The following is a 21722-nucleotide window of genomic DNA, read 5'->3' as shown; positions in this document are numbered from 1 at the left end:
CCTGCCCAAAAGGACAGGCGGCGCCATAACATCGGATCCGGGTCGGTTCTGCGACCGATCGAGACTATTCGAGGAAGGTCGCCGGGTTTACCGCGGTGGCGTTCTTGCGCACCTCGAAGTGAACTTGTGGCTGGCTTGCCCGGCCGGTCATGCCGGAGGCTGCGAGCGTCTGGCCGCGCTGAACCTTCTGGCCGCGCTGAACCTTGAGTTCGGACGCATTGCCGTAGACCGTGACCGTGCCGTCGTCGTGACGGACCAGGACGGCGTTGCCGAGTTCCTTCAGGCTGCTGCCCGAATAGATGACGACACCGTTTTCGGCGGCCTTGATCGGCGTGCCCTCCGGCACCGAGATGTTGATGCCGTCGTTGCGGTTGCCGTCGACATTGGCGCCGTAGCCTGCGACGACCGCGCCGCGCACCGGCCAGCGGTATTTGCTGATGCCGGTCGACTTCGGCGAATCTTCGCCCATGTCGGTCGACTTGCTGGCGACTTCGCTGACGCTCTGCTTGGCAACCGGCGCCTGGTATTCAGCCGGCTTGTTCTTGTCGAGCGAAGCGACCTGCGGCTGCTCTGCCTTCTTCGGAACGGAGGCCGTCTTGACCTGGTCCGGAGCGGCACCATTTGCACCCGGCAGCTGCAGCGTCTGGCCGACGCGGATCGATTCGGCCGTCAGGCCGTTTGCCTGCTTGAGGGCAGCAACGGAGACACCCGTCGTCTTGGCAATACGGTTGAGCGAGTCGCCCGGCTTGACGGTGTAGGATCCGCCGCCGGCACCCTCGCCGTTCGTTGCCGGCTTGCCCGCAACGACGTCGGACTTGCCTTCGCCCTTTTCGCGGGACTGGGCCGAACCCGGCAGGATCGCGACGTCGCGCTGGTTGACCGGCAGCGGCGACGGCTGGCGGTTGCTGCCATCGAGATCGGCGATCGAGTTGGTGGCGGCGGCCTTGGCCGCGCTGCCTGCGACGCCGAAGGTCGGGATGACGAGACGCTGGCCGGTTTCGACCTGCGCTGCGGACTGCAGGCCGTTGGCCTTCAGGATTTCCTTTTCCGGAACGCCGAAACGCTTGGAGAGAACGGCGACATTGTCACCCGGGCGAACCATGATCGTCGGGGCGTTCTGTGTCGTCCAGCCGCTCTTGCTTGCGGTTTCCTTGACCGTTGCGGGAAGCGTCTGCTGCGTGGCGAGTGCGGCCTGCTGGCGTGCTGCCGGGAACGGCTGGGCTTCCGGACGCTGATGGGCAGCCTGGCTCGGATCAGCCAGGGTGTTGCGCTGAACGGAGATCGGGGTCGAGGCGACGCGGGCGTTGGACACGGGCGTGGATGCGGTGTTTACCGGATCGTAGGCACCTTGCCCGGCTGCCGCCGGATAGGGCTGGCCGAGAGCCGAGCCGCGGTTATCAACCGGCGCCGCAGCCATCTGACCGACGGACACATCCCCGCGCGGAACCGGCGTTGCGTCTCGCGGGATGGAATTTGTGGTGACGTTGTCGGACCGCGAAAACAGGCCGTCAAACCGGCTTGCATCCGAACTGCAGCCTGTTGCGACGCCTGCCAGCAGGACCGCCACGCAAAGGCGGATCGTCGACTTTCCAACCCCGGGAGATACAAACTTACGCATGACGCTTACCCACTCCGAACGCAACTCGATGTGGATTGATTAAAGCGTATTAGAGTTACCGCGTGGTTAAGGTAGACCCCACCAAAGGACTAATTTGACCAAATGCTAACCATAGGCCGACGGCCGCCCGTCAAGCGCATGTTAGCAGCCGCCGCCGCAGCGGCCGCCCGGGCAGGAAAGCGTAACGCTAGATCAGTTCGGAATAGAGGCGCTCGATCTCGGACACGGGCCGGCGTTCCGTCTGGTCTTCCTCGTAGCTGATGCTCGTCAGGTCCCAGGCAAAAATCTGCCGACCGGCCGGCTGCGCCAGGGTTTCGGATTGGGCCGTCTTGTCTTCCTCGAGCAGGACGCTCACCAGCGTCTGGAAGGCGGCATCTCCGTCCGCGCCGCTTGCTTCTTCATATTCGAGCGACCGCAGGCCGGCCACGGCCGCTTCGCGTGTCCCGAAATAGCGCAGACTGTTCTGGTCCTCCGGCCGAAGACCGTCGTAGTAGTCTATGAAGCTCTTGTAATAGGCCTGGTGATCGCCGGAATCGAGAAACTTGCCGAAGGCCTGGTACTCGCGCGAGGCAAGCTGCGGCGACAGGCGATTGTTCCATTCCTCGCGGGTGAGCGCCGGCTGGCCGTCGGAGGCCTTCTTGGTCTGGCCGAGATAAAGCAGGGCATCGGCCGAAAGCGATATGCGTGGCGTCGGATCAAAGAAAGTCGCGGCGAGCGCCTGTGCCGCCTGCTCATCCTTGCCCGCGGAATTCGTCTGGCCGGCATTGCGCCCGGCAAGATTGTTCAGCCCGTCGCCCGATGCTGCCGCCGTCAACCTGTTCGCGATCTGCATGTGCCGTCTCCGTACCTCGCGACCGGTGTCCGCCGACGTCGCAAGGCAAGCGACGACTCACAGGCGGGAACCCTGTCCGTGCACGGCAGGCGTATGGCGCGAAGCTTGCGCGAAGCTGGAGGAAGTTAAGGACTCGTTAATAGTCTATATCGGCGCGAGCGCGGCTTCTCGCTCGAGTGGAGGGGATTTCGACGATTAGAGGAACGATGCCAGTTGCGGCACGATCGGAAGGTAAGGCGCGTCGAACAGATCTTCGCGATCGAAACGGCTGCCCGTGCGGCTGACGCGCACGACCCGACAATGGGTCTCGCTCATCATGATCGGCACCAAAAGGGTGCCGCCGGAAACCAGGTGATCCGAGAACATGCGCGGCAAGCTGTTGAAGGCGGCGGTGATGAGGATCCGGTCGAAGGTGCCCTCACCCGGCACGCCGGCACTGCCGTCCGCGTGCCGGACGATGACGTTGCGAATGCCCGTTTTCTCGAGGTTCTTCTGGGCGATGCCGACCAGCGTCTGATAGCGGTCGATCGTCAGCACGCGCTCGGCAACGCGTCCCATGACCGCGGCGGTGAAGCCGCTGCCGGTGCCGACTTCGAGAACACGCTGGCCGGATTTCAGATTGAGGCTGTGCAGCAGACGGACCGCAAAGTCGTACCCCTCCATGAACGAACCGCAATCGAGCGGGATCGTTCGCTGCGAATGGGCTTCGGCCTGGTACTGCGGCGGCGCGAAGTAGCTGCGCGGCGTCTGTTCGACGGCCTTCAGCAGGTCATGGTTGGTGATGCCTTCGGCGCGCAGCCGCAGCACCATCTTGGCAAAGCCTTCCTGTTCCGTCACCCGCGCGCTCAATCAACGGCTCCCTCGTTGAGCGCCCGTGCCAGGCGATCCTGGACACTGTAGTCGGTGAGGTCGAGTTTGAGCGGCGTGACCGAAATCATGTTCTCACGCAGGGCGTGAATGTCGGTGCCGGCGCGGAAATCGCCGAAGCGCTCGCCGAAACGCAGCCAGAAATAAGGAAAGCCGCGACCGTCGGTTCGCTCGTCGATCGAAAGGCCGAAGTCGAGCTTGCCTTGCGACGTCACTTCCGTGCCGGCGACGGTATCCGCCGAGCAGTTCGGGAAGTTGACGTTGAGCAGCGTGCCGTCAGGCAGGTCCACCTTCATCAGCTTGCGGATCAAGGCCGGCGCATGGGTTTCGACAACATCCCAAGGCACCGTCTTTCCGACCGTGTGATTGTAGGCCTGGCTTAGCGCGATCGAGCGGATGCCCTGCAGCGTTCCCTCGATGGCGCCGGCGACGGTGCCGGAATAGGTCACGTCGTCGGCCATGTTGGCGCCGATGTTGACGCCGGACAGCACGAGATCGGGCTTGCGATCGAGCACCTTGCGGACAGCCATGATGACGCAATCGGTCGGCGTGCCGCGAAGCGCAAAGCGCTTTTCCGCGATCTGCCGCAGCCGCAACGGCTCCGACAACGTCAGCGAATGGGCAAGGCCGCTCTGGTCCGCTTCCGGCGCGACGACCCAGACGTCATCCGAAATCGTCCGGGCGACCCGTTCGAGCACCGACAGCCCCTCGGCGTGAATGCCGTCATCGTTTGTCAGCAGGATCCGCATGATGCCGTACTCCCCTCGACGTTCGCTCAGGCAACCTTTTCGATGCGCGTCTGGCCGCCCATGTAGGGAACCAGCACCTCCGGCACCGATATCGAACCATCGTCATTCAGATAATTCTCGATGACGGCGATGAGCGCGCGGCCGACAGCAACGCCCGAACCGTTCAGCGTGTGAACGAAGCGGGTTCCCTTGTCTTCCTTGGTGCGATAGCGGGCATTCATGCGGCGTGCCTGGAAATCGCCGCAGACCGAGCACGACGAAATCTCGCGGAACGTGTCCTGTCCCGGCAGCCAGACCTCGAGATCGTAGGTCTTGCGGGCGCCAAAGCCCATGTCGCCGGTGCAAAGGGTCATGACGCGGTAATGCAGGCCGAGGCGCTTCAGCACCTCCTCGGCGCAGGCGGTCATGCGCTCGTGTTCGTCGATCGACGATTCCGCATCGGTGATCGACACCAGTTCGACCTTGTTGAACTGGTGCTGGCGCAGCATGCCGCGGGTGTCGCGACCGGCAGAGCCTGCTTCCGAACGGAAGGACGGCGTCAGCGCAGTGAAGCGCAGCGGCAGCTTTTCGCCTTCGAGGATCTGTTCGCGAACGATGTTGGTCAGCGGCACCTCGGCGGTCGGGATCAGCCAGCGGCCGTCGGTGGTGCGGAAAAGATCCTCGGCGAACTTCGGCAGCTGGCCGGTGCCGTACATCGCATCGTCGCGCACGAGAAGCGGCGGCTGCACTTCAGTGTAACCGTGTTCCTGGGTGTGCAGGTCGAGCATGAACTGGCCGAGCGCGCGCTCGAGCCGCGCCAATTGCCCCTTCAGGATCGTGAAACGCGAGCCGGAAATGCGGGCCGCGCCCTCGAAATCCATCAGGCCGAGTGCTTCGCCGACCTCGAAATGCTCGCGCGGCTGGTGGTTCCAGCTGGGCTTCTTGCCGACGACGCTCTTGACGACGTTGCCGCTCTCGTCGGAGCCGACGGGAACATCGTCCAACGGGATGTTCGGAATGCGCGACAGGGCATCGTTGAGCTCGGCCTCGATCTTGCGGCTGTCCTCTTCCAGCGCCGGCATGGCGTTCTTGAGGTCAGCCACCTCCGCCTTTAGCCTATCGGCGAGCTCGGCATTCTTCTGCGCCATGGCAGCGCCGATATCCTTCGAGGCCGCGTTGCGGCGCGACTGCATGTCCTGCAGCGCCTGAAGGTTCGTGCGGCGGCGTTCGTCGAGCGCGATCAGAGATGCCGACAAAGGCTCCGCGCCCCGCTTCGCCAGGGCGGCGTCCAGCATCTCGGCATTCTCACGGATCCATTTGATATCAAGCATTTTCGTTCCACGCGTTGGTCAGATCACGGCGCGAAATCTCGAATGCTCAGCCCTTGGCGGGGCCGACCTCTCCGGAAGATCCTTCCTGCGACTCAGCAGCCTCGCTCTTGAGCGCGTCCGCTGCCCGCTGCCTTTCGACGAGTCGCGCCGTATAGATCGAAATTTCGTAGAGAAGGATGGCTGGCAGCGCAAGGCCGATCTGGGAAATCGGATCGGGCGGCGTGAGCACGGCCGCGACAACGAAGGCGATCACGATCGCGTATTTGCGCTTCTCGGCAAGGCCCTGAGACGTCACGAAACCGACGCGGGCAAGAAGCGTGGTGATGACCGGCAGCTGGAAGACGAGCCCGAAGGCGAAGACCAGCGACATGATCAGGCTCAGATATTCCGAGACCTTCGGCAGAAGCTGAATGGCCACCTGCCCTTCGCCACCACCCTGCTCCATGGCCAGGAAGAACCACATGACCATCGGCGTGAAGAAGAAATAGACCAGTGCGCCGCCGAGCAGAAACAGGAGCGGTGACGCAATCAGGAACGGCAGGAACGCTGCGCGCTCGTTCTTATAGAGCCCAGGTGCCACGAACTTGTAGATCTGTGCCGCGATCACCGGAAAGGCGATGACCAGCGCACCGAACATCGCCACCTTGATCTGGGTGAAGAAGAACTCCTGCGGCGCCGTGTAGATGAGCTCGACGTTGCGATGGTTCAGGCCCGCCCAGCTTACGGCCCACTTGAACGGCAGCACCAGCAGGTTGAACAGGCCCTTGGCGAAGTAGAAGCAGACGAGGAACGCAACGAAGAATGCGCCGACGGCCCACATCAGGCGCCTGCGCAATTCGATCAGATGCTCGATCAGCGGCTGCGGCCGGTCCTCGATATCGCCGCTCATGCTTCACCTTTCTTGCGCGCGCTGGTGCGCGGCTTTGACGTCTTGGCAGCAGGCTCAACCGCTGTCGGCGTCACTTTTTTCTTTTCAGCGGCCGGCTTCGCGGGCGCCTTGGCAGAAGACTTCGCCGCTGCCGTGGCCGCCTTGGGCGTGGCTGCTGCGGCCTTGGGCGCTGTCGTTGCCGACTTGGGGGCGGCCTTCTTTACGGCCGGGGCCGGATCGGTTTTCGCCTTGGTCGCACGTTTCGGCTTTTCTGCCGGCACGGCGGCGACCTCTGAGCGCTCGATCTGGCGATTGGCCGAACCGATTGCCGCGGCGGCAACCGCATCTGCAGGCTTGGTTTCAACCGCGGCTGGCGCAACAGCCGGCTCCACGGCGGTCACCGGATCGACGCTGCTCGGTGTCGCGGGCTGGTCGGGGGTTGCCGCCTTCTGCAGGTCCGCCTTGATATCGTTGCCCATCTGTCGCAGCGGATTGATCGCATCGCGCAACGCATTGGCCGGATTGAGGCTTTGCGCGTCGCTGATGGTCTTTCGAACCTCGTCGAGGTCCGCTTCGCGCAGCGCTTCATCGAACTGCTGACGGAAATCCGATGCCATGCCGCGCATCTTCGCAGTCATGCGGCCGAAAGCCCGCAACATTGGCGGAAGGTCTTTCGGCCCGACAACCACGATCAGAACGATTGCGATGACGACGAGCTCGGTCCAGCCGATATCAAGCATGCGATATGTCCTGCAAACCCTTGATGCCGCCGGCCCGGTAAGGACACCGGACAGGCTTCACCGACACCAGACTGTTAGCGAACTTCGTCAGACTTGTGGTCAACGGTCTTGCCGTCGAGCGTCTTGTCGGTAGCAGCCGCATCGTCGTCGGACATGCCCTTCTTGAAGCTCTTGATGCCCTTGGCAACGTCACCCATCAGTTCAGGGATCTTGCCGCGACCGAACAAGAGCAGCACCACGACCAGAACGATCAGCCAGTGCCAAATGCTTAACGAACCCATGCTCTTACTCCTCTGAGCCTTCCCCGATTTAGGCTCTATCACATGTCAATTTTCAGGCGTGCCTCAAGCACGCGTCTCGTTGTGACAGACCCTAAGATGCCGAACTGCTTTTTTCAAACAGTAATATATCCCGCTCGTTAACTGAAAGCATTACATCACGCAATCCATGCGGCAATCGGTCCGCCCTGATGCGGGCCCGGACCACCTCCTCGCAACGCGGCACGGCGAGCTCCAGAAGCTCGACCACGCCGATGAAGCGACGGGAGAGAATGCGGGCAGGAATGTCGCCACCTTCTTCGCCGACGCGCACCCCAGACAGCCTGACGGCCACCGAGAGGCGCTTGCCTTCCGGGTGGGGGCCGGCTGCAACGCTTCCGACCGGCGTCTCGACGCGACCGCCACGAACCTGGGCATCGAAGACGTTGATCTCCGAGAAGAAACCGGCGGCGAAAAGATCTCGCGGCTCGCGGTAAAGCTCGTCGGCCGTTCCCACCTGAACGAGGCGCCCGTCCTTCAGGAGCGCGATGCGATCCGCCATGCGCATCGCCTCTTCGGCGTCATGCGTGACGACGATCGCCGTTGCCCGCGTCTCCCGGAGGATCGCGAGCGTATCGGCGCGTATTGAATCCTTGAGGCGCGAGTCGAGGCCGGAAAAGGGTTCGTCCATCAACAGCACCGCCGGACGCGGCGCGAGCGCACGGGCAAGCGCCACGCGCTGCTGCTCGCCGCCGGACAGCACATGCGGATACTGATCGGCATAGTGCGACAGGCCAACACGCTCGAGTGCCGCATCCGCCTGGATCAGGCCCTCCTTCTTGGGGATCGCCGTCAGACCGAAGCGGACGTTGTCGCGGATCGTCATGTGCGGGAAAAGCGCGAAGTCCTGGAACATCAGCCCGACGCCACGCTTTTCCGGCGGCAGGAAAACAGAGGGACCGGAAATTTCCTGGCCGTTGAGCATCAGACGCCCGGCACTCTGCCGCTCGATGCCCGCGGCGATGCGCAGCAGGGTCGTCTTGCCGGATCCCGAAGGCCCGAGCAGGCACAAGACCTCGCCGGCCTTTGCCGCCAGGCTGACGCCCTTGATCGTTTCCTTGGCGTGATAGCTGTGATGGATATCTTCGAAGGTCAGGCTCGCCGCGAAGGAGACGCCCGCTGTCCGTCGCGTGGTCATGACGGGAGCGTCCTGCGGATCTGAAACCATGCTCTTGCATTCCTTGACACCAGTGGCGCAAGGCCAGCGGGACCCAACGCCATGGAAAGCCGATATCTATAATCAGGTTTTTCTAATCGGCTTCTTCGCCCTTCGGTGTCAAGAGCCCCAGTTCCTCCAGATCGAGCTGGGTGATCGGATCCTCGTTCTCGGCGAGTTCGTCGTCGCCGGTCGGAACGGGGATGTTGAGGTTCGAAGGCACGCGGCCGGAAAGCAGCCCGGCGCCCTTCAACTCCTCGATGCCCGGCAGGTCGCGCAATTCCTCAAGGCCGAAGTGGTCGAGGAAGTCACGCGTCGTGCCGAAGGTCACCGGACGCCCGGGCGTGCGCCGCCGCCCGCGAAAGCGGACCCATCCCGCCTCCATCAACACGTCGAGCGTGCCCTTCGAGGTCTGCACGCCGCGGATATCCTCGATCTCGGCGCGGGTCACCGGCTGATGGTAGGCAATGATCGACAGAACCTCGAGAGCGGCTCGTGAAAGCTTGCGGACCTCCTGTTCGTCGGTCTGAACGACGAAGGAGAGGTCGGCGGCCGTGCGGAAGGCCCAATGGTCTGCCACCTGGACAAGGTTGACGCCGCGCGTCGCATAAAGGGCCTTCAGCCGCAGCATGATCGCGCGCACATCGGCACCCAGCGGAAGCCGGCTCTCGATATAGACCTCGGACACCGGCTGCGCCGAAGCGAACACCAGGGCTTCGGCGATACGCTCGGCCTCCTGCTCAAGCCGTGGATCGAAGGATGCCGCTTCGATCTCGTCGTCCTCGTCGGGAACGCCAGGCAGGTACTTCTGGGCTTCAGCCACGGGCTGCCTCCATCTCGGCAAGGGTCTCCGCATCGATCGGATTTGGTCCGCGTCGAAGATAGATCGGCGCGAAGGCTTCTTCCTGGCGGATTTCGAGACGGCCCTCGCGAACCATTTCGAGCGACGCGGCAAAGGAGCTGGCGATTGCCGTTGCCCTCTCCTTCGGCGTCGTCATGTAGCGCACTAGAAAGTGATCGAGCGCCGTCCAGTCGTCGAGGCCGCCGATCATACGGGCCAGGATCAGCCGCGCACCGGACAGCGACCAGACGTGGCGCTTCTCGATCGTCACCTGGGTGATCGCCTGTCGCTGGCGCAGGCTCGCATAGGCGCTCAGCAGATCGTAGAGCGAAGCGTCGAAACCGGATTTCCTCTCGGTGACGATATGCTCCGGTGCACCGCGCACGAACACGTCCCGGCCGAGCCGGTTTCGGTTGATAAGCCGCGTCGCCGCCTCGCGCATCGCTTCCAGCCGCTTCAGCCGGAAGGCGAGCGCCGAGGCCATCTCTTCGCCGGAAGGTCCGTCATCCTTCGCCTGCTGCGGGATCAGCAGCCGCGATTTCAGATAGGCGAGCCATGCGGCCATGACGAGGTAGTCGGCCGCAAGCTCGATGCGTATGCTGCGCGCCCGCTCGATAAAGGCAATGTATTGCTCGGCGAGCGCCAGGACGGAAATGCGCGAAAGATCGACGCGTTGGCTTCGGGCGAGATGCAGCAGCAGGTCGAGCGGGCCTTCGAAGCCGGCGATATCGACCACCAGCGCTTCCTCATGCAGTCCGCGCTCGGCAGTCTCGTCCTGCCACAGCGGGTCCATCGGCGCCTTCGACGCAGGCTTGCCTTGTCTTTCGCCCGCATTGCTCACTGGCAGCCCGACCCTTTCCTTCAGTCTCTGTTTGCCTTCGGTCTTCGTTTGCCTCAGACCGTTGCAAACAGGGCGTTGAACTCCGCCCGCAAATCGACTTCGCTCGCATCGTCGGGCGCCCGGAACGCGGCTTCTGCGGCCCTCGCCCGGCGCAAGCTCTCGCCGGCCAGAACCGGCACGACATCCGCGACGGCCTTCATTTCCTCCATTATGCCATGACAATGCAAGACGAGATCAAGTCCCGCGGCAATGATGTTGCGCGCGCGGGTGGTCATGTCGCCGGCAAGCGCGTTCATCGACACGTCATCCGACATCAGCAGGCCGTCGAAGCCAATATGGCCACGAATGATCTCGCGCACGACCTTCGCAGAGGTGGTGGCCGGATTGTCCGGATCGATCGTCGTGAACACCATGTGCGCCGACATCGCCATTACCTCGTCCTTCATCGCAACGAAGGGCAGGAAGTCGCTCGCAGCAAGCTCATCGAAGGTGGCGCTGACGACCGGCAGGTTGTGGTGCGAATCGACGAAGGTGCGGCCGTGGCCCGGCATGTGCTTCATCACCGGCAGCATGCCGCCGGCCTTTAGCCCCTCGCCCATCGCACGGCCGATGGCCGTGACGCTCTCCGGATCGTGGCCGTAGGCGCGGTTGCCGATGACGTCGTGGCTGCCGGGCACCGGCACGTCGAGCACCGGCAGGCAATCGACGGTGATGCCGAAGCGCATCAGGTCAAAGGCATGCAAGCGCCCCATCAGCCAGGCGGCCCGCAGACCGAGCTCCGCGTCGCGGCGGTAGATCTCGCCGATAGCCGCGCCATTCGGATATTGCTGAACGAGCGGCGGGCGGATGCGCTGAACGCGTCCGCCTTCCTGGTCGATGAGCACGGGCGCATTCGGATTGCCGATGCTGTCGCGAAGGGCTGCCACCAGATCCGAGATCTGCTGCGCCTCGCCAATGTTGCGCCCGAACAGGATGAAGCCCCAGGGGCGTTCTGCCGCGAAGAAATCGCGCTCGTCGCTCGTGAGGGAAAGGCCCTTGCAGCCGGAGATAAATGCTTTTGATTCGCTCATCCCAAAAGCATAGAGCGCGGGCTGCCCGGCGCGAAGTCACAAAGACAGGGCACCCCACTCATTTCACAAGGTCATGGGGCAATCGGAATTCCGAAAACGCGAAAGGCGCGGCCTTTTCGGCCGCGCCTTTCGTCAACTCGATCACTATGCCCGTTTACTTGGTAACCAGGCAGCTTCCGCCGGCGCCCTTGTACTTGGAGCAAAGGGCATTGGCCTCGTCCTTCGAACCGGCCGGGATACGGACGCGGTAGTAGGTGCCCTTGCCGGCGATTTCCGCCTTGCGGATGTCGACGCCGCGGCCGCCAATGACGCTTCCGAACTTGTTCGAAAGGCTGTTGTAGGACTTCTGCGCCTCCGCTTCGGACGGCAGAGAGGCGACCTGGATGAAGTAGCCACCGGCCGGAACCGATGCGGTGGCAACCTGCTGTGCCGGCTGCGTCTCAGCCGGGAGAGCGGCCTGCTCTTGCGCCGGGCGGGCGTTTTCCACCGGCTGTGCGGCCGGGCGGGTCTGCGGCGTCGGAGCCTTTTCGCCACCGGCGGAAGCCGTCGTCGTAACGCTGCGCACCGGAACCTGCTCGATGTTGGCGTTGCCCGTCGCGGCGAGCGCGACCTGGTCGGTGCTGGCCGAAGCCTGACCTGCGGCCGCGACGTCGTTCGAAGGCGTTGCGGGCAGCGGCTGGGTCGTGCCGGCGACATCGGTCGCCGGTGCTGCAACCGGCTCTTCGCGAGCGACCAGCGTTCCATCCGGCTTGACGATCATCGTGCGCACCTTCCTCGGTGCGACGGCCGGCGTCTTGTCTTCCTCCTGGGCCGCGGTCTCACCGTTGCCGCCATCCGGCAGCAGGCGATCGCCTTCCTCTTCGTTCGGCAGTGCCGTCTGCAGGGTTTCGGCCTCGTCGCTGCCTTCGAGCGGCAGGGTCTCCGGCGTCAGCGTCCTTTGGACGACATCCATCGGCTCCTCGGTCGAAGAGACCAAGGCTTCCTGCTGCGGCGCGCCGGCCTGAGCACCGGCAACGCGGTCATAAACCGCCTTGTCCTGGTTCGGCACGGTCTTGCCGCCCTTCTCCTCGGGCACGACCTTGACCGGGGCCTTGTCCGCCAGAATGATCTTCGGGCCTTCGGCCGAGTTGACCGCACCGCTACCGCCCATCCAGGCGTAGACGGCAGCGCCACCAAGGATGATGACGCCGGCAACGCTTGCCGCCAGCAACATCGTGCGCTGCGAGCGACGGCCGGTGCCATATTCGCGGTATTCGCCGGCATCCTGCTGGCTCTGCGCCGCGGAAAGCCGTTCGGCATCGCGGGCAACGGCCGGGCGTTCGACGATCGAGCGGCGGAAGTCTTCTTCCATCGCCTTTTCAAATTCGTCGAAATCGTCAAGCGACCCCTGACCCAAGGCCGGAGCAGCGGCAACAGCCGGCGCCGGACGGGCCGGTTCTACCTTTTCGACGGCAGCCGGACGGGTTTCCTTCACCGGAGCCGGCGTTCCGAAGAGCTGGGCCATTTCCGCATCGATATCGAGATCGTAGTCGGCCGGATAGGCGACCGGCTTCTCCGTCTCGATGACCGGCAGTTGCGGCACGTCCATGTCCGCGATCGGCGCCACGCCGTTCTCGGCTTCGGAAATCATCGAAGGATCGAAGGGCAGCGTGCTCTCGGGTTGTGCTTCCTGGCGCTCAACCGGCGCGGGGGCGACGTAAGGTTCGACGAACCGCTCCGGCTCGCGCTGCGGAATGGCGGCCTGCACGACCGGCTGCACCGGGGCTTGCGGTACGACGGCGGCAACGACCGGCTCATCGACAACAACATCAGCAAAGTCGAGCTTCAGCGCCTCGTCGGAGAGCTCCATTTCGAAGTTCTCGATGTCGAAGCTCGGCTCGTGCTCCGGCTGCGCAAATGGCTTGGCCGCCTCGACCACTGGTTCCACGACCTGAACCGGGGCAGCAGCGATTGCCGCAACCGGCGCAGCACCAGCTGCAACGGGCGTTGCGACCGACGATACCAGCGGGCCCGCAAAGGCACGCTGCTGGCTGGCACCCGAGGCAGATGCAACCGGCGTCGCGCGGCTGAAGGTCGGCGTAAACGGATAGGGGCTCTTCTTTATCGGAGCGGCAGTGGCGGCGACTGGCGTGACCACCGGTGCCACGACAGGCTGCGTTTCCGAATGAAGAGCCGGATGCGATTGGACCGCGGCGGCAACCATCGCGGCAACCGGCGGAACCGGGAACCGTTCGATGTCGGCCAAGAGATCGTCGCGAGCGACATCCTGCTCGACGACTGGCTGAGCTGCGATCAGGTCTTCCTGATAGGAAGGCTCAAGCTGATAGGAACGCTCAACTTCGCGCTCTTCGGCCACGACATCGAAGCGCGGCTGTTCAAAAGCCGAAAACGCATCTGCAACCGGAGCCGGCTCGGCCCAGGCCGAAGCGGCCTCGACGACCGGCGGCTGCCACGTATCGACGATCTGGTCACGTGGATCGCTTTCCTGCGGCTCGACGTGAGGAGCAACCTCGACAACATCGTCCGACAGCAGGTCGGCTTCGCCAAGCGACAATTCGAGTTCGCGTTCAAGATCGAACGACGGCTCATCGACGTAGGCCTCAGGGTTGCCGGCTTCGGCAACCTGCGGCGCGACGGAGAAGGCATGAACCTCAGCATAGTCCTCGTCAGCGACGGGGGCTGGCGCCGCCTCGACGCGTTCGGGCTGGAGGAACATCGGCTCTTCAAGCTCGGCAACGGGCTCCGCCACCGGCTCTTCGTGCACGACGACGTGTTCTGCTACCGGCTCGAACCGAGGCTCTTCTTGTTCGGCTACAGCCTCGAACCGGGGCTCTTCGATCGGAGCCGGCTGGCCTGCAGCCGGCTGCGGCACGGACCGCGGCGCGTCGTAGCTGTCGAACGCGCGAAGCAGTTCGTCTTCGAGATCGAAGGCGGGGTCTTGACGCACCGCCTCCTGGTGTCGCTGCAGTTCCTGCAACTGTTGGACGGCCGGCCGGGCATCGTAACCGACGATCCGGGCGAGTTCGGCCAACGGATCATCGTCTGCCAATACATCGAATTCAGCCGGCCCGCTTCGTGCGAATTGTTTGTCTGCCATGCTCTCCACTCACAATTGCCTGTATCGCTGTGCCAGTGCATTGTGGGAAAATGGTGACAATACTTATCGCATTTCCTCCGGTGCGGAGGTGCCTGTAATAGACAGGCCGGATTTCAATACCGAAGCGACAGCATGCACCAGCCCGAGTCTGGCAGTACTTAATTCTCTATTTTTATCGTTAACAAAACGTAATTCTGGATTCTCTTTACCTTTGTTCCAATGACCGTGGAAGGCGGCGGCAAGATCATACAGGTAAAACGCGATGCGATGCGGCTCCTGAGCCTGCGCCGCAGCCTCGATGACTCGCGGATATTCTGCGAGCTTGGCAACGAGCTGCAGCTCCGCCGGATCCGAGATCTGGCCCAGAACGGCACTGGCGAGATCGGCCGATTCGAGGTTCAGGTCCGGGAATGCTTCCGCAGCCTGGCGGAAGACCGAGCGGCAGCGCGCATGCGCATACTGCACGTAGAAGACCGGGTTATCCTTCGACTGTTCTGTTACTTTAGCAAAGTCGAAGTCGAGCGGTTCCGAGTTCTTCCGGTAGATCATCATGAAGCGCACCGGATCGCGGCCGACTTCATCGACGACGTCGCGCAGCGTGACGAAGTCGCCGGAGCGCTTCGACATCTTCACCGGCTCGCCGTCGCGGAAGAGCTTGACCAGCTGGCACAACAGAACTGTAAGCTTCGACGAACCGCCGGAGACGGCGCGCGCCAGCGCTTCCAAGCGCTTGACGTAACCGCCATGGTCGGCGCCGAGCACATAGATCATCTCGTCAAAGCCGCGGTCGAACTTGTCCTTGAAATAGGCAACGTCGGCGGCGAAATAGGTATAGCTGCCGTCCGATTTGATCAGCGGCCGGTCGATATCGTCACCAACCTCGGTCGAGCGGAACAGCGTCTGCTCGCGGTCTTCCCAGTCTTCCGGCAACTGCCCCTTCGGCGGCGGCAGCGTGCCCTTGTAGACGTGCCCCTTGAAGGTGAGGTCGTTGATCGCGGTGCGGATGGCGGCAGCGCCGTTCGCGTGCAGCGTGCGCTCGGAGAAGAAGACGTCGTGATTGACGTTCAGCGCCGCGAGATCCTCGCGGATCATCGCCATCATCGCGTCGATCGTCCGGTCCTTGACGAGCGGCATCCACTTGTCTTCGGGCATCAGTCGAAGGCTGGTGCCGTATTCGTCGGCGAGCGCTTCGCCGACCGGCACGAGATAATCGCCCGGATAAAGGCCGGCCGGGATCTCGCCGATCTCTTCACCCAGCGCCTGGCGATAGCGCAGGAATGCCGACCGCGCGAGAACGTCGATCTGCGACCCCGCATCGTTGATGTAGTATTCCTTGGTGACCTCATAGCCGGAGAAGGCCAGAAGATTGGCCAGCGCGTCGCCGACAACGGCGCCACGGCAGTGGCCGACATGCATCGGGCCGGTCGGGTTGGCCGATACGTATTCGACGTTGACCTTGCGGCCGCCACCGACCGCGCTGCGGCCGTAGTCGACGCCCGCACGCGCCATGTCCGACAGCAGCTTCTGCCAGTAGGAAACCGAAAGGCGGACGTTGATGAAGCCCGGACCGGCAACGGAAACGTCGGTGACTTCCGGGTCCTGCTTGAGCTTCTCGACGATGAGTTCGGCAAGCGCGCGCGGGTTCATGCCGAGCGGCTTTGCCAGCACCATCGCAGCATTGGTCGCAACATCACCATGGCTCGGATCGCGCGGCGGCTCGACGTTGACACGGCCGAAGTCAAGCTCGGATCGCTTTTCTCGAACGCTTTCAAGCGTTTCGAGAATGTCCTTAATTCTTGATTCGAAGTCCGTGAAGAGATTCATCTGATCCGTCCGCTTTTCCCGGCCACGAGTGACCGGCGCAAAACTCAAAAAGGAGGCTCGGTTCGGCCGAACCGTAAGCCTCCGGGCGGGGCGTCCCTAGCGCAAATCGGGCGTATGGTCAAACAAGCGCTTGTGCACGCTGATCGCAAAAGTATCGGTCATGCCGGCGAGGTAGTCGCCGACGTGTCGCGCCCGCGCCGGCTCCGCCATGCCGGCAATCTGGTCGATCCAATAGTGCTCCCGCATCAGCTGCGGGTCGTCCATGAAGGCATGGTAGAGATCGCAGACGATCGAGGCGGCATTTTCCCGTACGCGCATGACTTCCGGGTGCCGGTAGATCCGGGTCATCAGCAGGCGCTTGATCTGCTTGTCCGTCTCGCCCATCTCCTCGGAGAAGGTCGCCATCACGATGCCGGCCTGGCGCACATCGGCGGCGCTCTGCGGGCGCATCTCGCCGATGCGCTGTTGCGCGACGCCGATCACGTCCTCGACCATCGCCGTGATCTGCCGACGCATGATCTCATGCGTGAAGCGGCTGCTCTCAAGACCGGGATAACGGTCGTGAACCTCGCGCATCAGGCGCGCGAGAAACGGCACGTCCTCGAGCATTTCAAAGGTGAGATAGCCGGCCCGCAAGCCGTCGTCGATGTCATGGGTATTGTAGGCGATATCGTCGGCAATGGCCGCGACCTGCGCCTCGAGGCTCGCAAAGCTCGCCAGTTCCAGATCATGCAGCGCGCAATAATCAAGGATCGGCTGCGGTACCGGCCCACGGGTGCCCTCACCGTCTGCAGTCAGCAACGGCCCATTGTGCTTGACGAGACCTTCCAGGCTTTCCCAGGTCAGGTTCAGGCCGTCGAATTCGGCGTAGCGCCGCTCGAGCTTGGTGACGATGCGCAGCGACTGGGCATTGTGATCGAAGCCGCCATAGGGCTTCAGCATGTCGTGAAGGGCATCCTCGCCCGTATGGCCAAAGGGCGTGTGGCCGAAATCGTGCACGAGAGCGACGCCTTCGGCCAGATCTTCGTCGAGCTTGAGCGCGCGCGCCAGAGCCCGGGCGATCTGCGCCACCTCGATCGTGTGCGTCAGGCGGGTGCGGTAGTGATCGCCGTCGGCGGCAATGAAGACCTGCGTCTTGTGCTTCAGGCGGCGAAACGCCGTGGTGTGCACGATGCGGTCGCGGTCGCGCTGAAAATCGGAGCGCGTCGCGCTCGTCGCTTCGGGAAAGAGCCTGCCGCGCGTCATCCAGGGATTCGACGCGAACGGCGCATGTTCACCATAACCGAAGCCGAGCGCATTTTTGTCGAATGTCATCTTCCACCTAATTCGTCGTCCCATTGACGGGGCATTCAAGCCTTCATACCTATAGTGAAAGCTACGGAAACGCGTGATGCAAGATCGACCGATTCCGCAAGCGGAAGCAACGGCTTGGCCGCCGGTCTTGAATAAAGTCCCGAAACCGGCCAGATCGCGTGCTTGAATATAGGGCAATTCTCTCCGGTTCTTGACCCCGGCAGGAGGCAGATATGACGCATGAAACCGTGACCCTCTCGGATGCTGCAGCGAAGCGGATCGCCACGATCCTGCGTTCCGACAGCCACAACAACGCCATGAGGGTATCCGTCGAGGGCGGCGGCTGCTCGGGCTTTTCCTACAAGTTCGACCTGGTCGACAGCAGCAATGACGACGACCTGGTCCTGGAAAAGCACGAAGCCAAGGTGCTGATCGACAGCCTGTCGCTCGTCTATATGGGCGGCTCGGAGATCGACTTTGTCGACAACCTGCTCGGCCAGTCGTTTCAGATCAAGAATCCGAACGCGGTTGCCAGCTGCGGATGCGGAACGAGTTTCTCCATCTGACGCCAGCGCCCCACGCCTTCTTAGCCGGCTCCGTTTCAACCACGAACGGAGCCGTTTGCGTCAGAGATAGGGCGATCCCAGCCAGAGAATGCGGTTCGCCAATCGATCGGCGAAGGATTTCTTGCGCAGCCTTTCGAGCGTGACCGGCTCCGCTGAGGCGAGAATGTCGGAGATCGTGCCATTGATCGCCTCGGCGAACCCGTGGTCGAGAACCTCAAGGTCGAACTCGAAATTTAACCGCAGGGAGCGTGGGTCGAGATTGGTGGACCCGACATAGGCCCAGCGGTCGTCCACGGTCAAAAGCTTGGAGTGGTTGAAAGCCCCCTTCGCCCGCCACACGCGACAATGGCCCTTCAGCACCTGATCGAACTGCGCAGTCATCGCCCTGTCGACCAGCAGCAGATTGTTGACCGCGGGAACGATGATATCCACCTCGACGCCGCGGCGCGCGGCCGTGACAAGCGCGCTGATCAGCTCGCGGTCCGGCAGGAAATAGGGCGACATCACCCGGATGTTCTTCTGCGCGACCGAAAACGCCCCCATGAGCATCTTGTGATTGGTCTCGTTGGTGGCGTCCGGCCCAGATGGCACGGCGCGCATCAACACCGACGGCGCCTCGGCCGGCAGCGGCGCCTCTTCTATCGCCCAGGCGGGACCCGCCAGAACTTCGCCGCTTGAGAATTGCCAATCTTCGGCCGAGACTTGGAAGATATCGGCGACCACCGGCCCGAGCATGCGGAAATGCGTGTCCTGCGCCGGTGACTGACCGGCGATCTCGCTGGTGAAGCCCACCCGGATGTTCATGCCGCCGGCAAAGGCAACCTGACCGTCGACCACGAGGATCTTGCGGTGCGTGCGCAGGTTGGCATAGGGCAGCCGTAGCCCCATGATAATGTTGCCGTTGAACACCGCCGTCGGAACGCCAGCCGCCTCTAGGTACCCGACAATGCTCGGCACCGAGTAACGCGCGCCGACGGCATCGATCAGCACCCGCACCTCGACGCCGCGCGCCACGGCCGCGATCAGGGCGTCAGCAAAGCGCAGGCCGATGACGTCGCGATCGAAGATATAGCTTTCAAGCAGGATCGAGCGCCGCGCGCCAGCGATCGCTTCCAACATCGTGGCATAGGCGGCGTCGCCGCCGGCGAGCACCGATATGCGATTGCCCGTGCACATGCGATGGCGCGAAACGCGGTCGCCGAGGATCTTCATCGCCGCAAACCGGTCGCCGAACCGCACCGCTATGTCAGCATCCGACACGTCGAAGCGGCCGAACTGATCCGGCCCCTGCCCGCGCAACAGCGCGCGCTGCGAGCCAATGGAGGAGCGCCTGATGCGGTTGATGCCGCCAACGGCGTAGATCAGTGCGCCGACGATCGGCGAAAGCAGGACGACACCGACCCAGCCGGCCGCGGCGCGCACGTCGTCCTTCGTCATCGCGGCATGAATGGCCGCGGGGATGCCAAGCGCGAAGGACAGGAGCGCCAGGATATGCGGCCAATAATTCTGCACGAGATCGATCATGGGCGGGACTATAGCCGGCCATCGGGCGGAATCAATTCGGCGCCTGAAGCGTATACCGTATCGACCGCCGCTGCCCTGATAAGAAGCGCCGGCGCGCTTCGTGCGCGCTGTTGAAAACCCGCAGGTAGCGGATTTGTCAAAAGAATCCGGAGCGGCTAGAAATGAGCCCGCCAAGGACTTAACCGACATGGAAGGGCGTTTCGAGCCATGAAGATTGCCACCTGGAACATCAATGGCGTCAAGGCGCGAATCGACAGCCTGTTGGCCTGGCTGAAGGAAAGCGGGCCGGACATCGTCTGCCTGCAGGAAATCAAATCGGTGGACGACGGCTTTCCGCGCCTCGAGATCGAAGCGCTCGGTTACCATGTCGAAACACACGGCCAGAAGGGCTTCAATGGCGTCGCGCTGCTTTCCAAGCTGCGGCCGGACGAGGTCAATCGGGGCCTGCCTGGCGACGATACGGACGAACAGTCACGGTTCATCGAAGGCGTCTTCTCGGTCGAAGGCGGCGTGATTCGCGTCTGCTCGCTCTACCTTCCGAACGGAAATCCCGTCGACAGCGAGAAGTACCCCTACAAGCTCGCCTGGATGCGCCGGCTTGAGGCCTATGCGAAGCAGCGCCTGTTGCTCGAAGAACCCTTCATCCTTGCCGGCGACTACAACGTCATCCCTGAGGAACACGACTGCTGGGACATCAGGGTCTGGCAGAACGACGCCCTCTTCCTGCCGGAAACGCGCGCGGCATTTCGCCGGCTGCGCAATCTCGGCTTCACCGACGCGGTGCGCGCGACGTCGGACGCTGTGCAGCTCTATACGTTCTGGGATTATCAGGCCGGCTGCTGGCCGAAGAATTTCGGCATCCGCATCGACCATCTGATGCTGTCGCCGGAGGCAACCGACCGCCTGGTGTCGACATCCATCGACAAACATGTCCGCGCCTGGGAGAAGCCCTCGGACCACGTGCCCGTTATCGGAACGTTTTCGTTCGCGCCCGCTTCAGCCTAAGGCGCGTTATTCCAGATCTTACTATGTGGAGAATGATCCCTGGGCCGAGCCGGGGATCGTCCGAAGACGAGACAATCAGTCGTCGTCGCCCTGCATATGCAGATTCTGCGACAGTGCGATGGCCGTGCGCCGGTCGTCTTCGCTAGCGAGCGAGAAGGCCTGCTCCTGCATCGACTGCATCCAGGGCCGATCCTTCGGCGAACACTGATCGAGCGCCGCGGTCATGAACGCAAGACCACGAACGGTCTGGCCTTCCTGGAAAATCACGTTGCCAAAGACACCCATGGCGCCGGCGTGACCGCTTTTGCGCGCACGGTTGAGCCACTTCTTGGCCTGCTGAACGTTCACGCTACCGCCCTCGCCCGACAAGAGCATGCGCGCGAGCTGGAACTGCGCCTCGGCGACGCCGAAGGTCGATGCCGCCTGGAAATAGAGCTGGCGCGCCTGGGACATGTCGGATTTGATCGGGCTGTCGGGAATGCCGCGGCGATAGTAGCCGGCAAGGGAGATCAACGCGTTGACGAAGTAACCGGTGTCTTCCGAGCCCGGCTCTACGCCCTGCTGGGCGATTTCGCTGTAGATCTTGAAGGCTTCGAGGTCGTTCTCGGCGACACCGTCGCCATAGGCGTACATGTTGGCGAGAGCCCAGCGGGAGCCGGTATGGCCCTTCTCGGCCGCGTATTTGTAAGCCTCTACGGCCTCGTCCTTGCGGCCATTCTTGTAGGCGGAAAACCCGAACTTGAAGAGGGCGAAAGGACCCGATTCCTTGGTGACGCCCGCACCGGGATCAAAAGCGTAGGCCGGCATGGCGAGGGTCCCACAGACCGCCAGCGACACGCCGAGTATCGCAACCTTTAGTGACTTTAGTTCACCCGCAAGCATCACAGTCTAATTCTTCCGTTCCAGCCGGCCACGCCGAACCCATCACCGCTGCAAACACACAAGTCCGGACGACCCGCCGCCGCGAACTTCACCCACTTCGCCGACAAAGCCGACGCAACCTTTCCACAATGAAACTTCGACATAGTTTCCGAAGCTGTCATTTTAATGGACCACTTGCACTGGCGTGCCAGAGGCTACATCTCTCATGACGGTCGTCGATCCAAGTTTCATTTCACCCCAAACGCTGCAGGTATCACACTCACATTGCAGGCTTGTTCCTATATCGCTGCTCCCTGTTTGTGGCGGGAAATGGACATAGCCG

The 21722-nt window shown here is 63.0% G+C and carries 20 protein-coding genes; 3 read left to right on the top strand and 17 right to left on the bottom strand.

Annotated features, from left to right (window positions below; all coding sequences use genetic code 11):
* Positions 1-64 precede the first annotated feature (64 nt).
* From ACIQUG_RS02610 to ACIQUG_RS02550, 13 genes are all read right to left on the bottom strand, one after another.
* Positions 65-1618: a peptidoglycan DD-metalloendopeptidase family protein gene (locus ACIQUG_RS02610; RefSeq protein WP_402317074.1), complete on the bottom strand. Its 1554-nt coding sequence runs from the start codon at positions 1616-1618 to the stop codon at positions 65-67.
* Positions 1619-1805: 187 nt separating this feature from the next.
* On the bottom strand, positions 1806-2450 hold the full coding sequence (locus ACIQUG_RS02605) for a biotin biosynthesis protein BioC (RefSeq protein ID WP_402317071.1): 645 nt from the start codon (positions 2448-2450) through the stop codon (positions 1806-1808).
* Between the two features lie 195 nt (positions 2451-2645).
* Positions 2646-3299, bottom strand: a complete 654-nt coding sequence (locus tag ACIQUG_RS02600) for a protein-L-isoaspartate(D-aspartate) O-methyltransferase (protein ID WP_043611598.1) — start codon at positions 3297-3299, stop codon at positions 2646-2648.
* Positions 3296-4066: a 5'/3'-nucleotidase SurE gene (gene surE / locus ACIQUG_RS02595; protein WP_192446062.1), complete on the bottom strand. Its 771-nt coding sequence runs from the start codon at positions 4064-4066 to the stop codon at positions 3296-3298. Before surE ends, ACIQUG_RS02600 begins: the two co-directional genes overlap by 4 nt.
* Before the next feature lie 26 nt (positions 4067-4092).
* Positions 4093-5376 carry a serine--tRNA ligase gene (gene serS / locus ACIQUG_RS02590; protein WP_402317068.1) on the bottom strand — a complete coding sequence of 428 codons (1284 nt, stop codon included), beginning with the start codon at positions 5374-5376 and terminating at the stop codon, positions 4093-4095.
* Positions 5377-5422: 46 nt separating this feature from the next.
* On the bottom strand, positions 5423-6265 hold the full coding sequence (gene tatC, locus ACIQUG_RS02585; RefSeq protein ID WP_402317066.1) for a twin-arginine translocase subunit TatC: 843 nt from the start codon (positions 6263-6265) through the stop codon (positions 5423-5425).
* A complete protein-coding gene (tatB, locus tag ACIQUG_RS02580; RefSeq protein ID WP_402317063.1) occupies positions 6262-6984 on the bottom strand; it encodes a Sec-independent protein translocase protein TatB in 723 nt (240 codons plus the stop codon). The genes tatC and tatB overlap by 4 nt, the downstream gene beginning before the upstream one ends.
* A 74-nt stretch (positions 6985-7058) precedes the next feature.
* Entirely contained in the window at positions 7059-7265 is a 207-nt protein-coding gene (locus ACIQUG_RS02575) for a twin-arginine translocase TatA/TatE family subunit (protein ID WP_043611585.1), read from the bottom strand.
* A 91-nt stretch (positions 7266-7356) separates the two neighbouring features.
* The gene (locus ACIQUG_RS02570) at positions 7357-8469 is read right to left on the bottom strand and encodes an ABC transporter ATP-binding protein (protein WP_043611584.1); all 1113 of its coding nucleotides are present in this window, start codon (positions 8467-8469) and stop codon (positions 7357-7359) included.
* Between the two features lie 82 nt (positions 8470-8551).
* The gene (scpB, locus tag ACIQUG_RS02565) at positions 8552-9280 is read right to left on the bottom strand and encodes an SMC-Scp complex subunit ScpB (protein ID WP_402317060.1); all 729 of its coding nucleotides are present in this window, start codon (positions 9278-9280) and stop codon (positions 8552-8554) included.
* On the bottom strand, positions 9273-10139 hold the full coding sequence (locus ACIQUG_RS02560) for a segregation and condensation protein A (protein WP_402317057.1): 867 nt from the start codon (positions 10137-10139) through the stop codon (positions 9273-9275). Before ACIQUG_RS02560 ends, scpB begins: the two co-directional genes overlap by 8 nt.
* Positions 10140-10192: 53 nt before the next feature.
* Entirely contained in the window at positions 10193-11209 is a 1017-nt protein-coding gene (nagZ, locus tag ACIQUG_RS02555) for a beta-N-acetylhexosaminidase (protein ID WP_402317055.1), read from the bottom strand.
* A gap of 154 nt (positions 11210-11363) precedes the next feature.
* Entirely contained in the window at positions 11364-13355 is a 1992-nt protein-coding gene (locus ACIQUG_RS02550) for an SPOR domain-containing protein (RefSeq protein ID WP_402317052.1), read from the bottom strand.
* A 30-nt stretch (positions 13356-13385) separates the two neighbouring features.
* Between ACIQUG_RS02550 and ACIQUG_RS02545 the strand changes: the two genes are divergently transcribed.
* Positions 13386-14363 (top strand): hypothetical protein, encoded by a 978-nt coding sequence (locus tag ACIQUG_RS02545; protein WP_402317050.1) that lies wholly within the window; start codon positions 13386-13388, stop codon positions 14361-14363.
* 6 nt (positions 14364-14369) lie between these two features.
* Here ACIQUG_RS02545 and argS read toward each other — a convergent pair whose 3' ends face one another.
* A complete protein-coding gene (gene argS / locus ACIQUG_RS02540; RefSeq protein ID WP_402317047.1) occupies positions 14370-16130 on the bottom strand; it encodes an arginine--tRNA ligase in 1761 nt (586 codons plus the stop codon).
* 96 nt (positions 16131-16226) lie between these two features.
* Complete coding sequence (locus ACIQUG_RS02535; protein WP_402317044.1) at positions 16227-17444, bottom strand: deoxyguanosinetriphosphate triphosphohydrolase; 1218 nt, start codon at positions 17442-17444, stop codon at positions 16227-16229.
* A gap of 212 nt (positions 17445-17656) precedes the next feature.
* On the opposite strand from ACIQUG_RS02535, the gene erpA reads away from it, so the two are divergent.
* Positions 17657-17989: an iron-sulfur cluster insertion protein ErpA gene (gene erpA / locus ACIQUG_RS02530; protein WP_043611569.1), complete on the top strand. Its 333-nt coding sequence runs from the start codon at positions 17657-17659 to the stop codon at positions 17987-17989.
* A gap of 60 nt (positions 17990-18049) precedes the next feature.
* Here erpA and ACIQUG_RS02525 read toward each other — a convergent pair whose 3' ends face one another.
* Positions 18050-19513: a phosphatidylserine/phosphatidylglycerophosphate/cardiolipin synthase family protein gene (locus ACIQUG_RS02525; RefSeq protein ID WP_402317040.1), complete on the bottom strand. Its 1464-nt coding sequence runs from the start codon at positions 19511-19513 to the stop codon at positions 18050-18052.
* Between the two features lie 207 nt (positions 19514-19720).
* Between ACIQUG_RS02525 and xth the strand changes: the two genes are divergently transcribed.
* The gene (gene xth, locus ACIQUG_RS02520) at positions 19721-20518 is read left to right on the top strand and encodes an exodeoxyribonuclease III (protein ID WP_402317038.1); all 798 of its coding nucleotides are present in this window, start codon (positions 19721-19723) and stop codon (positions 20516-20518) included.
* 75 nt (positions 20519-20593) lie between these two features.
* Here xth and exoR read toward each other — a convergent pair whose 3' ends face one another.
* Positions 20594-21400 carry an exopolysaccharide production regulator ExoR gene (gene exoR, locus ACIQUG_RS02515; RefSeq protein WP_043611562.1) on the bottom strand — a complete coding sequence of 269 codons (807 nt, stop codon included), beginning with the start codon at positions 21398-21400 and terminating at the stop codon, positions 20594-20596.
* Positions 21401-21722 lie beyond the last annotated feature (322 nt).

The organism is Ensifer sp. NPDC090286 (genome assembly GCF_044769565.1).
Taxonomy (GTDB): Bacteria; Pseudomonadota; Alphaproteobacteria; order Rhizobiales; family Rhizobiaceae; genus Ensifer.
This window is presented reverse-complemented; position numbering and strand designations above follow the sequence as displayed.